General features: G+C 57.8%; 8 protein-coding genes. 4 read left to right on the top strand and 4 right to left on the bottom strand.

Translation table 11 applies throughout. The features are described from left to right. Positions 1–269: 269 nt before the first annotated feature. Positions 270–1,511: a hypothetical protein gene (locus PW789_RS12620; protein WP_299376842.1), complete on the bottom strand. Its 1,242-nt coding sequence runs from the start codon at positions 1,509–1,511 to the stop codon at positions 270–272. A gap of 326 nt (positions 1,512–1,837) precedes the next feature. Between PW789_RS12620 and PW789_RS12615 the strand changes: the two genes are divergently transcribed. The 3 genes from PW789_RS12615 to PW789_RS12605 all read left to right on the top strand — a co-directional run bounded on the left by PW789_RS12615 (position 1,838) and on the right by PW789_RS12605 (position 8,159). Next, positions 1,838–5,530, top strand: a complete 3,693-nt coding sequence (locus tag PW789_RS12615; RefSeq protein ID WP_299376839.1) for a TonB-dependent receptor — start codon at positions 1,838–1,840, stop codon at positions 5,528–5,530. Between the two features lie 94 nt (positions 5,531–5,624). Further along, positions 5,625–6,581 (top strand): phosphodiester glycosidase family protein, encoded by a 957-nt coding sequence (locus PW789_RS12610; RefSeq protein ID WP_299376836.1) that lies wholly within the window; start codon positions 5,625–5,627, stop codon positions 6,579–6,581. A 243-nt stretch (positions 6,582–6,824) separates the two neighbouring features. Continuing rightward, complete coding sequence (locus tag PW789_RS12605; protein ID WP_299376834.1) at positions 6,825–8,159, top strand: APC family permease; 1,335 nt, start codon at positions 6,825–6,827, stop codon at positions 8,157–8,159. Between the two features lie 95 nt (positions 8,160–8,254). Here the strand turns inward: PW789_RS12605 and PW789_RS12600 are convergent, their stop codons facing one another. The 3 genes from PW789_RS12600 to PW789_RS12590 form a co-directional block, all read right to left on the bottom strand. After that, entirely contained in the window at positions 8,255–8,932 is a 678-nt protein-coding gene (locus PW789_RS12600; protein WP_299376831.1) for a cytochrome c3 family protein, read from the bottom strand. A gap of 74 nt (positions 8,933–9,006) precedes the next feature. Continuing rightward, positions 9,007–10,578 carry a GMC family oxidoreductase gene (locus PW789_RS12595; RefSeq protein ID WP_299376828.1) on the bottom strand — a complete coding sequence of 524 codons (1,572 nt, stop codon included), beginning with the start codon at positions 10,576–10,578 and terminating at the stop codon, positions 9,007–9,009. 30 nt (positions 10,579–10,608) lie between these two features. Continuing rightward, complete coding sequence (locus tag PW789_RS12590; RefSeq protein ID WP_299376825.1) at positions 10,609–11,361, bottom strand: gluconate 2-dehydrogenase subunit 3 family protein; 753 nt, start codon at positions 11,359–11,361, stop codon at positions 10,609–10,611. Positions 11,362–11,808: 447 nt separating this feature from the next. Here PW789_RS12590 and PW789_RS12585 point away from each other — a divergent pair, with 447 nt between their 5' ends. Continuing rightward, positions 11,809–12,900, top strand: coding sequence for an oxidoreductase (locus PW789_RS12585; protein ID WP_299376821.1), 1,092 nt, complete (start codon positions 11,809–11,811; stop codon positions 12,898–12,900). Positions 12,901–12,910 lie beyond the last annotated feature (10 nt).

Below are 12,910 nucleotides of genomic sequence, written 5' to 3'. Positions count from 1 at the left end.
CAATGCGGGTGCCCGGCGTCTGGCGCGGGAGCGGCAGCTTATCGGTAGCCATCCGCTACTACCCCCGATGCGTGCTTGCCATTATTGATCCCGAAGATTGTCCAGATAGCTTCTGAGTAAACCGCGATCGGATATGGATCGATGATGAGCATAGCCCGTGGCTCGATCGGCTCACCTCTCTGCAACTCGCATGCAGCGATGACAAGTATGCGCGAAGGCTCAGATCGTTGGCCATCGCTTGCGCATCGATCACGCAAGGTCAATACGTCCTAATAGAATCGCGAACTGACGATGGTGGTATCGGTTCCATTGGCCCCGACAAAGTGGCTGCGGAGCAGGATCTCGAAGTTTCCAGAGCCGCCATGCGAGCGAAGAGCCTTGGTCACCACGGCTCCCATTCTGGAATCGTCGAAGAGAAAGGCGATGGAGGCATCCACCCCGGGATGAGCCGTCCCTTCGATCAATAGCACCTTGCCCCCCTCATTTGGATTGTCGGTGAGAGCAATGTAGCCAAATCCTTCGTCACCATTGAAGTTGTATTGCGACGGTTCTCCGGCTCTGGGCTTTCGGTTGACGACATAGAGGCGGTTGGAGCCATTTGTGTTGTCGTAGACGAAGTGAAAGTTGAGATTGGAGTCGAAGAGCGCAACCCAGGGGTTATACACAGGAGCACCGGCGAGGACAACGTTCCTATTGCGAAAGCTCTCGACAGAGAGGCCCCGGGGATAGGCCACACTGAACTGGTCGGCGCGATAATACGGCGCACGGGTAAGCCGTTCCTCCAGATCAAGGTCGGAGACAGTGGTGTAGCGGCGATTCGCCAGAGGCGCACCCACGATGTGCTGCTCCCGAAACGATGCTGGTGTGTTGGCTGAGGCTGTTCCGAATCGTCCCTGGATGTATTCATTCAAACTAAGTGGCTGCGGTAGGCGCGCCTCGTTGTTATACATGTTCAGCCCGGCATCGCCTGGAACGAAAATAGTCCTGTGGCGACTGTCGAAGAGCTGCCTCCATAACGGGGCCGTCTGGTAGGAACGCTGCTGCAGCGTCGCCATGCACCATTGCATCAGTAACGCCATAACTGCCCCAAGAAGCAGGAGACCGCCCATCTTCTTCCAGGAGGATGGTGCGGGAGCATGGATATCGGCAGAAGCCGGTATCACCACATCTTCCTGCGAGGGAGGAGCTGCCAGCTCCTCGAAGCGGGGCGCAGCCATGGGACGAGAGGTCTGGGCGTCGTCTGCTGGAGTCTGCAACGCCATATCCTGAAAGGATGGAACGTAGGCGCCGCGCGGTACATAAATGCGCAACGGATCGTGCGCGCCCTCTTCCTGGTAGTACAGGGCCAGGCGCTGACGGAGCTGGCGTGCGGTGGTCCGAACCACCGTATCCTCGCTGGTGTTGTATCCCGGAGCACGTCCGAAGACACGAATCCCGATTAACTGTTCCGTGCTTTCAGCAGTACGATCCTCGATGGCGCAGTTGGCAATATAGCGCAGGAAGGCACTCATGCGTTCCGATCGAACAAAGCTGCTGCTGGCAAGCAAGCGCTCTGTCGCCTGCCAGCGCGGATCTTCTGACCGACCGTCAGGGTGTGTTCTCCATGACTCCTGACTACTGTGCTCTGAGGTAATCATCACTTCATCAACGTAGGCGACTCTAGCACAGTCAGATGCAAAGGTTGTGAATGTTACATGCAGGTAAATCGCTGTCCGAAGAGACCCGTGGTTCACGTGGATCTACCCGTGAGCTGCATTCTTTTACTCCGGTTCGTGATGTCACGATGACCTCAATTCACAAGGGTTGTGACATTCGAAGCTCCTCGGAGATCCATACCATGCACACGTCCAGTACAGCGCCCCTTCCATGGGGCACCAGAAACGAATCCTTCTTCCAGGACCCGTCGCGCCCGGGTGTCCGGAAGGGAGATCGGCAGGCAGGATGTCGTCTGCTTCAGCTCGCAGTGATGATCCTGTTCTTCTCGGTTTCCTCTCTTCTCTTCGCGCAGCAGGGATCGAACGCAGGATTGACAGGGCAGGTGTTGGATCGGAGCGGGGCCGCGGTAGGGGAGGCTCGGATCGAGGCGACCAATAGCGAGACCCGTGTCGTTTACAGCGCGACCACGACCTCGGCCGGCCTCTACAGTGTCCCGTCACTCCCCCCCGGCACCTATGACATCGCGGCTCTTCATAACGGATTCAGCGAGTCCATCGTGAAGAATGTGATCTTCCATGTCGGTCAGCTGCAAACGGTCAACCTGACCCTCGACATCGCTTCCACCTCCCAGGTTGTCGAGGTCACCAATAGCGCGGAACTCCTGGAAACAGGATCGCCACAAATTAACGTCATCATCAGCAAGGAGGAGATGGAGGACTGGCCGCTGCTGGCGACCGGCGGAGAGCGTGACATCTCGCAGTACCTCTATAACAACCTGCCCGGAGCTACGGGCGTCTCGTTTACCGGCTCCATTAATGGAGGACAGACCCGGTCCAACGAGATCTACTTCGAAGGCGTTCCGCTGGGTACGATGGATACCGCCGAGGAGGGCGCAAGTGTCGATGCCGTCCGGGAGATGAGCGTTCAGACGGGTGTCATTCACTCTCAATACAACGGCGGCGGAACGGCGGTCACCAACGTCTCCATCAAGTCTGGAACCAATAATCTGCATGGTTCGCTTACCGGAATATTTCAGAATGAGGCTTTCAATGCGAACGGCTATGCTGCCAAGCAGGCAGGGCAGGTACGTGCGCAGAACCGCTTCAACCTGTTCAGCGTGGCGCTCGGCGGACCGATTTCGATTCCAAAGGTCTACAACGGCAAAGACAAGAGCTTCTTCTTCTTCAACTACGAGCGCGACAGCTTTAACAATCTGGGCTTCGGAGGATCCAACGCGACGATCCCGACCCCCGAGATGCTGGACGGAGATTTTTCCGCATGGCTCGATCCGTCGAAGACCCTGAATGCGAACTCGGGAAAGACGATTACGACCGACATTCTCGGTCGGCCTGTTGTCTTCGGACAGATCTACAACCCGGATACGACTCGCACGCTGTCGAAGGGCGAGGTCGATTCGGCGACCGGCAGGATCGCAAAATCGAATGGCTTTGTGCGCGATCCTTATGCCAACAATAAGATTGCGACGACGCAGTTTAATCCTGTCGCCACAAATATTCTGAAGCAGAAACTGCCCACGAACTTTCTGAGCAACCAGGTCGTCAATAACATTCCGACCCTCGCCAGTACAGTGCCGACGATCATGCAGCACTTCATCGCAGCCAAGCTGGATCAGGTGCTGACCTCCAATCAGAAGCTATCGCTTTTCTACGACTACAACGATCGAAAGAGCATTAATGGTTGTGGCCCGTGCTGGTCGCTTCCCAGTGAAAACAATATCCTTGATACCGGCTACAACCAGGTCTTCAAGAACCACATCGCCCGCATCAATCATTACTGGACGATTACACCGTCTATCTCAAATCACCTTGGAGCCGGATGGTTCCGCGCTCCGATCTCCTTCGATCCTGTGCAATCTAACCGCAAGTGGGCCGCCGAACTGGGGATTCCGAACTATGGTGGTTATGGTTTCCCCACAATCGACTTCTCGGGCGCTTCTGCTCTTGGCGGTGGAACTCAAACACTCGGTATCGCGGGTGCCTACCAGGGGCAGCTTCGCGGTAACTCCGACTTCATGCTGATCGATCAGATCTACGTCAACCATGGAGCGCATCAGCTTCAGGCCGGCTTCGAAGGACGCTTCTATTCGACCAACTGGACCAACGGCACGGCTCCGGGAACCTACGGCTTCAGCAGCGCTCTGACCGACGACGGCACTGCGACGACCAGTTACGCCGGCAATGCAGTTGCCAGCTTCCTGCTTGGCCAGGTGAACTCGCTTTCCAGCACGATCTACGCTGGAAATCAGCACTATCGCAGGCGTCAGGCCGGCCTCTACGTACAGGATGACTGGAAGGCGGCACGCAACCTCACTCTGAATCTCGGCCTCCGCTGGGAGTTTGTCGGCAAGCTCTACGAGACCAATGGGCAGTGGAGCGGCGTCGATCTGACGGTTCCCAACACGGCCGCGGGAAATCTCCCCGGAGCCCTGGTCTTCGCGAGCCAGTTGAAGCAGACCAGCTTCGAAGATCCTGACTGGAAGCTCTTTTTGCCACGTGTCGGATTTGCCTACACCCCAGCTCTCCGTGTCGTCTTTCGCGGCGGCTTCGGAATGAACACGCAGGCCCCGGTGTACAGCGCCGAACCTTTCCAGGGACAGACGCTGCCTTCCTCGACCGGATACTCCGCCTCCATCGCAGTCAACTCCACGACGAACCCTCAGCCCTACGCCGACATGGCAGTCGCCAGATTAAGCGATCCCTATCCAGCGCCGACCACATCTCTGCCGAACTACGACCCCACACAGCTTAACCTGCAGAGTGTGACGGTGAACAATCCGAAGGGATCGAAGCCCGTTCTCTATGCCAACTACACCTTCGGCGTGCAGGTCGACATGGGGAAGGGCGTCGTGGCCCAGATCAACTACATTGGAAACACAGGACGCCGAATTCGTGCCTCACAGCTGACTCAGATGAACCAACTGCCGGTCAGCTACCTGGAGAAGTACGGCGATGCTCTCCTGGATAACATCTCGCAGCATCCGGAGATCCCGCTTCCGTACAGCGGATTCAACGGGACAGTGCGCCAGGCGCTTGCACCCTATCCGCAGTTCGCTGGCGGTGGTGTCACCTTGTTCGATCCCGGTGTCGGCTGGTCTCGCTACGATGCGCTGCAGGCGACGCTGACCAAGCGAATGAGCAACGGCCTTTCATTCTTCGCCACCTACTCCTGGTCGAAGACGCTCACCAACACCAATAGCGGCCTGCAGGATGTCTATGACAAGAAGGCGGCCAAGGGAGTTGCCTCGTTTATCCATGTGCCGCAACTGTTCAAAATTACGGCTGTCTACGAGCTTCCCTTCGGAAGAGGCAGGCTCGTAAGCCTTCACGGACCGCTCGACTGGATTGCAGGAGGCTGGAAGATTGTCGGCAACGGGATCTATCAGTCCGGAGATACCCTCTCTATTACCGACGGCCTGGTCACGAACGGCCTCTTCGCCACGAGCAGGCCGAACCTCACCGGTGAGCCCATCAAGCTGGATCGCAGCGGCTTCATCGACACGGTACACAACACGGGGCCGCTCTACCTGAATCCCGCAGCCTTCAGTCATGTGGCGTATACCTCTAACCACCACGTCGGTCTCGCCAAGGGCAATGTTCCAACCATATTGCCTAACGTCCAGGGGCCGGGATACGCCTTCGAGAACATAGGCATTCAGAAGTCCTTCGGGTGGAAAGAGCGTCGCTCCATTTCGATTCGCATGGATGCCTTCAATGCCTTGAACCGGGCCGGCCGGGGAAATCCGGTGACCGACATCAACAATGCGAACTTTGGCCGCATTCTGAGCACTCAGAGCTCGGCCCGACAGAACTTCATGCCTCGCATCCTGCAACTGCAGGCCAAAGTTAACTTCTAGGCCGCAGCATTGCGCGTGCTGCCGGGGAAATTCCTGGTGGCACGCCTCCGCAGAGCATCGCTTCCAACAGAGATTAGGAAGGACCATCTTCGTTATGAATTGCATCGGGCTACGGCCTTATCTCGCAGTGATTACTCGCACGGTCGCACGTCCGACTCGACGCCAGCAGACCGTGGCTCAGACCATCCGCAGCCTTGCAGTCTGGTGTGTCCTCGCACTCACAGCAATGTCGGCACTCTGTCAGCAGGCCATCCCTGCTCCAACGCAGCTCTGGCCGGGGATGCGCTATGAAGAGTTGACCATCACGGGCGAGATCCCGGCCCTAGTTCATATCGTGGAGATTGCGTTGAAGACGCCCGGACTTCGATTTGCCGTGACCCCGGCAGACCGTTCACAGGGTATGGAGTACACCGCGCGCCTTACAAGCACTTATCTGGAAGAGCGCCACGCTCAGCTTGCAATCAACGCAATGTACTTTCTCCCTTTTCGCGGTGGAAAGAATGGTACGGGCTTTTATCCGCATGTAGGCGAGCCGGTCAATGTTTCGGGAGCCGCGCTCTCTGATGGCCAGACCGTCTCACCGGTCGAGACCGATCTTGACCCGCGCGTCGATGCGATGCTGTGCTTCCGTCATGCGGAGGGCACGATCGTCGATGGCCAGCAGTGTCCTGCAGAATTCCTCGATGGTGTCGCGGCCGGTCCAAGACTGCTGAAGCAGGGGCAGATCGTTCCCTCCACCCTTGACTACTATCTCAAACCTCAGCCACGCACCGCCTTCGGTCTCTCCAGCAACCGCGATAAGGCATGGATCGTCGTGGTCGATGGTCGCCAGCCAGGAAGTGTCGGAATGACAGGGCCGGAGCTGAGTCGAGTTCTTTTGCGGCTCGGAGCCAGCGATGCCATCAATCTCGATGGTGGTGGATCGAGCACGCTGGTCGTAGAAGGAAAAGACGGCAGGGCAAAGATCCTCAACCGGGTCATGCAGGCTGGGGTGTTAGGCATGGAGCGCCCTGTCGCCAACCATCTTCTGGTATTCGTTCCTCACCAATAACGCGGTAGTGGGGAGACTGTCGCTCGGGGCGGGAGCGCCTCGGGCGATCGTTTTGCGCATTCCAGCTTGCTGATCGGATACTCCAACCATCCTCCGACCGCAGGGATGAGACTCGCGCTTCGACAGTGGGGCTGCATCTGGCTTCCAGGGGCGGCATGGTAGCTATTGCATGGCAGCTATATAAAAGAATGAATGGGAGATACTAAGACGATCATTGAGCCGTTGTACACCTAAGGAATCTCCATGCAAGACGGTACTTCTGACCGCCTGAGTCTGCGGCGGACCCTACGTTTCTCCGATCTATTGTTGTATGGCATCGTCCTGATCCAGCCGACGGCTCCCATGCCGAGCTTCGGTGTGATCTACACCAAAGCGCACGGACACGTGGTCACGGCAATCCTCCTTGCGATGGTTGCAATGCTGTTTACCAGCATCAGCTATGGAAAGATGGCGCGAGTCTATCCGCAGGGAGGATCTGCATTTCTATACGTCGGTAAGGAACTGCACCCCGGTCTGGGGTACGTCACGGGCTGGTGTCTGATCATGGATTACGTCCTCAATCCCTTGATCTGCACTATATGGTGCAGCCGCGCCGTGATGAATTTTCTACCGCATATCCCTTATCCGATTCTGGCAATATTCTTCGCAATATTTTTTAGTGCATTGAACTGCTTCGGGGTAGAGACGTCTGCGCGGATCAATCGCGGAATGGCCGCGGCGCTTGGGCTCGTCATCCTTTTGGTGCTCGCCCAGGGAGTTCGCTGGCTCTTGCATCTGCATCATCCTGGGACGGCTTTTTTCCTGAAACCCTTTTATGACCGCAGCACGTTCAGCCCATCCGGCCTGCTTAGCGGGACATCGATCGCAGTGTTGACATACATCGGTTTCGACGGCATCTCTACGCTTAGCGATGAAGCTGTCCGGCCTGAGATCGATGTGTCTCGTGCCATCGTCTTTGCCTGCCTGGTTACAGGACTTCTGGCGAGCATTGAAGTCTACCTCGCACAGTTAGTCTGGCCAAAGGGATTGGCATTTCCCGACATCGATACGGCCTATGTCCATGTTGCGCAGAGGCTGGGTGGCCCGGCACTCTTCCTTATTGTGAACAGTGCTCTGCTGGTCGCCACCGTTGGATCGGGCATGGCATCCCAACTGGGCGCTGCTCGCCTTCTCTACGCGATGGGGCAGGATGGCGCTCTCCCTCGCCGCTTCTTTGGCTCCGTGTCGACGCACACTCGGATTCCCCGAAATAATGTGCTGCTGGTCGGCGCCATCTCTTTGATCGGCGCGCTGATGTTCAGTTACGAACTTGGAACCGAGTTGTTGAATTATGGAGCGCTGCTCGCATTCATGGGGGTGAATCTTGCCTGCGCGGTGCGGGCGGCGCGTGACAATCTTCAAAGCAAGCGGAAGGATATCTTCCTCGCCGTGTGTGGCCTGCTTACCTGTCTTTGCTTGTGGTGCAATCTCAGCCGACTTGCACTTGTCGCAGGCAGCATCTGGGCAGTCGTGGGCCTTGTTCTGTGGGCTTTTATCATAGGGCGCCGCAGCGCAGCAACGTCGAGCTCGATATCGTGACGAGACCACTCGGGGTTGCTCGAGTGGTCTCGTTCGAGAGAACGACGCGCAGGACGTGCGCCTTAGCTTAGTTTGCAGGATGCAGGTTTTGTCAGCTATTGAACCGACAACGGGGGAGCGAACAAAAAGTTGGCAACTGCTGCGAGCTGAGGCAAGCCGCCGGTGCTCTTTGCCTCCGGCGTTGCTTTGAATGTGGGATGGTCCGTCGCATGGATACCAAGACGAGCGAGAGTTGCCCCCTCGGCATTGGCTGGAAATCCACGATTCATCGACATGATCGCATGGCAGGTATCGCAGGTCGACGGTGCGCCCTTGGCCTGATGACAGGCAATGCAGCTGCCCATGCTGGTGTCTTTCTCCTGGGCAATCGCCGTGCGTTCGGCAACAGGCCCGTGGCACTGTTCACACGTAGAACCGGCATCGGTATGTGTCTTATGGCTGAAGCTCACAAACGACGGTATACGATACACGCGAACCCACAAGATAGGATCTTCATTCTTGGCCGCCTCGGCGAGACGCTTGATATCCGGCTTGTCGGTAGCGACCGTGGCATGGCAGCGCATGCACTTTGGTGGCTGCGGCATCGCGACCGTCATGCCGGTGCCACGTGGCTCATGGCAATCGTTACAGCTCATCTTCGCAGTTTCGATGTGGAGCTTGTGATTAAAGGCAATCGGCTGCGCAGGAGCAGGCTTCAAAGCATCGGTGTTCTGCGCCTGAAGAACGCCGGCGGCGCAGAACAGTACGGTGAGCATAAGCAAAAACTTCTGCATACAACCTCTTCCTGGAGAGTAGGGCCGTCTCCCGTCATCAACGGCGCATCGGTGTTGTTGCAAATGACATCAGGCTAAACGTTGCCCTTGCGCATCTCTTCCGCCAGATACTCTGATGCACGCATGGCGAGTGCGCACATCGTAATCGTCGGATTCTGCCATCCGGCGCAGACAAACACACTGGCGTCGGAGATAAACAGATTCTTCATGTCATGACTCTGGTTCCACTTATTCACGACGCCCTTCTTCGGATCGTCGCTCATGCGGGCCGTCCCCTGCTCGTGAATCGAGTAGCCCGGAGGATTGAACTCATAGTTCTTCACCATGACTTCAAAGCCCGCAGCTTCGGCCATCGCAGCCATGGTGTCGATATAGTCCTTCGTCATGTTTGTTTCGTTGGCCGTGTACTTGGTGTAAATATTCAACGTTGGAATACCCCAGGCATCGACGACCTGTTTATTCAACGTGACATGATTCTCATAGTGCCCGAGCGTCTCGCCCATGATGTTGGTCGAAAAGCCGCTCCCGTTATAGCTCTCAAGCTTCTGGTCGAGCTCCTTGCCGTAGAAGGGCAACGTGCGAGAGTCGAAAGGTCCGTTGCTGCATGAGACATTCACCGCATAGCCGCGCAGGAAGCCATTGCTCTTGGTCTCAAGGTTGCGGAACCGGGGAATCAGCGCTCCTCCACCCATCAGGCCATGAGGCGCTTTACCGTCGCGTGCCTCGGGAACAGAGCAGATGATGCCTGCACCGTAAATCTGGTCTGTCAGGTAATGGCCCAGCGCGCCGCTCGAATTACAGATCTCCGACAACATCAGCAGACGAGTCGTCTCCAGTGTCCCGGCCGCGACGATGACCACTCGCGCCTTCAGTTTCATCTCACGATGCGAGTGGCGATCGATGAAGAGAACCCCATCGGCCAGTCCGGTATTCTTATCCACCGTAATCTGCCGCACGATCGCATTCGGAATCATCGTGAGTTTGCCCGTTGCTACCGCATCCGGAAGCAGCAGATTCAGTGATGCCGCCATGCCGTCCTTGCCCAGAGAGGACCTCGGCTTGGTTACCGGCACGCCGATCTTCTTGCCGGCATCCACAAATCGCTGCATGGCGCCCGACCACGGAGACTTGTCCTCGATAAAGTTGCCATCCGGATACTGCGGCAGACCATCCGTGTGCCCGGTCACGCGAAAGATCTCTTCCACGCGCGAGTAGTACGGTGCCAGGTCTTTTAGCGAGACAGGCCAGTTTTCTCCGAAGCCGTCATGATCCTTGCTCTTGAACTCATAGTCGCTCAGACGGAATGACTGCCGCCCCCATACAGGCGAACGTCCGCCAACGCTGCGAACGCGAACCCAGTTATAGGGCTGCTCTGGCGGATGGTAATAGGGGCTGGTCTTCTCATCCACCCAGAAGTTCGCATTGAACTCGCTCGCCTGAAAGACGTGGGGCAGACGCCCCGGTGCGTCGAAGCCGCGATAAGGAAGCTCGTTCACAGGCTTCAGTTCGCGATCCTTCTCGAAGTTCAGCATTGGCCCCGCATCGAGCATCGTGCACGAGATACCTTTTTCCGTCAGGATCTTTGCGGCCATACCGCCGGTATGTCCCGAACCAATAATCAGGACATCTACCTTCTTCTGTGCCATGGTCTTCCTGTTCCTTCTCGCGAAATCTATTTAAGCGTGCTTGTGCTTGTTCGTTGGAGTCGCTTGCTCAACCGCATGGCTGACCCACGTCTGGATTCCTGGGTCGATAGGATGCCAGTACAGTCCCACTCCAGGTGTGCGCTCACCAGATGCCTCCGCTGCGATCGCCCATGCAGGGGAGTTGATGGTCGCCGTGCGAATATCGCGATGAGCCAGGTTGATAAAGCGAACGTGCCCCTCCCGTGGCGGATGATCGTTCATCCACCCCCGCAGGTGAGGTCGAATCACTGAGTCCGCCTGCTTCGCATCCGCCTTCGCAAACGGAACGCTGCACTGTTTCAGGCAATCGGCGTTCAACCGGTCGAGACCGTCGTTGTACATCGCCTGCTGATCGGCCGGCGAGGCTCCGATATAAAAATCCAGAAACTCTGGCGTCCCCGCCTTGATGGCGCTGGGAACGTCATCTCCTGCCGGCATCAGAATCTCGCACAGGTGAACCAGCGTCGCGTAACGGACCGCCGTAAAGTACCGCGCGTCCGTCGTCGCAAGAAGATCCGGCTGCGTGACAGGGATATTCGGCGTGTGAAAATGCGCCATCTCTTCTACGCGTGACCTGGCACGACTGCTGGATGCCGCCGATGGTTGCACGGCCATCGTTCCCTGGTCTGTCGCGTTCGGAGCAGGCGGCGGGTTCTGCGCCTGCGACCCGGACTGTTGTCCCGCTGCCGCGCCGGCAGTAACCGTGGCCACCGCAAGACCCTTCACAAAGTCTCTTCGTTTCATGGCCAAAATCCTAAGGCTTGCAAGTAGATATGGTCAATCGCAGAGCTCTTCCATGCAGAAATCCCGTTCTTTTTCGCTTCTTTTCTTGCCTTCTCCATACCTGCGCGTGCAGCGAAAATCCAATCGCTGAACCATTGGCAGTAGCTCTGCAGGAACCGCCGCATTCTCCTCGTCGCAGGCAGGCAACCTTTAGCGGGTCGTCGATTTTGCCTGCCCCTGTCCCGCGACACTGCACTCCGTAGGGAACCGAGGAAATGGAAGCGTGGACCACTCGTCGAACCCACACCCTGCGATACACCATCATCGCAGGGCAGAGAAGGGGACCACTCACAGCCTTGCTGCTTTCAACGTTGCGCGCCAGTTAGGGCGCAATAGAAGTCATTCTGCCGCTGACGATAAACTGATGTCTCGGCACGCGCGAAACCATCGCGCTGCAACAGGAGTTTCATGGCAACGTCAGAGGCAAAGCAGGCAGGCAGTGTACGGGTTGGATTGATCGGTTACGGCTACGCGGGAAAGACCTTCCACGCGCCATCCATCCTCGCCGTCGACAACATGCCTATCACCGTCGTCGGCTCCAGCAAAGGCGAAGAGCTGCGCTCCGTCTTCCCCTCCAGCATCTTCTGCGCTGCTGACGAGGTGCCCACGCATCCCGACGTCGATCTCGTCGTCATCGCCACACCCAACGACAGCCACTATCCGCTCGCCAAAGCCGCATTGCTCGCAGGCAAAGATGTCGTCATCGACAAGCCCTTCACCGTCACCCTCGAAGAGGCACGCTCTCTGCGCAGCATCGCCCAGCAGCAGGGCCGGCTCCTCTCCGTCTTCCACAATCGCCGCTGGGAGAGCGAGATCCTCGCCGCGAAACAGATCCTCGACTCCGGCGAACTCGGCCGCGTCACCCACTTCGAGTGCCACATGGACCGCTTCCGCCCCAACGTACGCCGCCGCTGGCGCGAAGACCCCGGCCCCGGTGCCGGTCTCTGGTTCGATCTCGGTCCGCACCTCATCGATCTCTCGCTCTACCTCTTCGGTCTGCCCGATGCCGTGCATGGCAGCTTCGCCGGCCTCCGCGATGGCGCACAGACCGACGACTGGGCCCACATCCAGCTCCTCTATCCACACATGCGCATCGTCCTCAACGCCACGCTTCTCTCCTCCGGAGGCATGCCGCGCGCGCTGATGCATGGCACCACCGCAAGCTGGGCTAAATACGGCCAGGACGTGCAGGAAGATCAGCTCAAGTCCGGCATGTCGCCGCGCGATCCCGCCTTCGGCATCGACCCCACGCCCTGCTATATCTACGACGGAGCTACCGGCGAGCGCCGCGAGATTCCCTCACCGCGCGGCAATCAGAAGGGCTACTACGAGGCTGTTCGCGATGCCATCCTTCACGGCTCTGGTCTGCCCGTCACCGCGCGCGACGCCATCACCACCATGGCCATCCTCGAAACCTCCTTCCGCTCCGGACAGGAGGGCCGCGTTCTGCCCCTCCCACTCACCGAAGCCGAAAAGGCCGAGTGGAGCGCTACCTCGTAACGAGGGCGTG

It is taken from the genome of Edaphobacter sp. (genome assembly GCF_028283685.1).
Lineage (GTDB): Bacteria > Acidobacteriota > Terriglobia > Terriglobales > Acidobacteriaceae > Edaphobacter.
The sequence above is the reverse complement of the archived record's forward strand: the minus strand, read 5'-3'. Positions and strand labels throughout refer to the sequence as shown.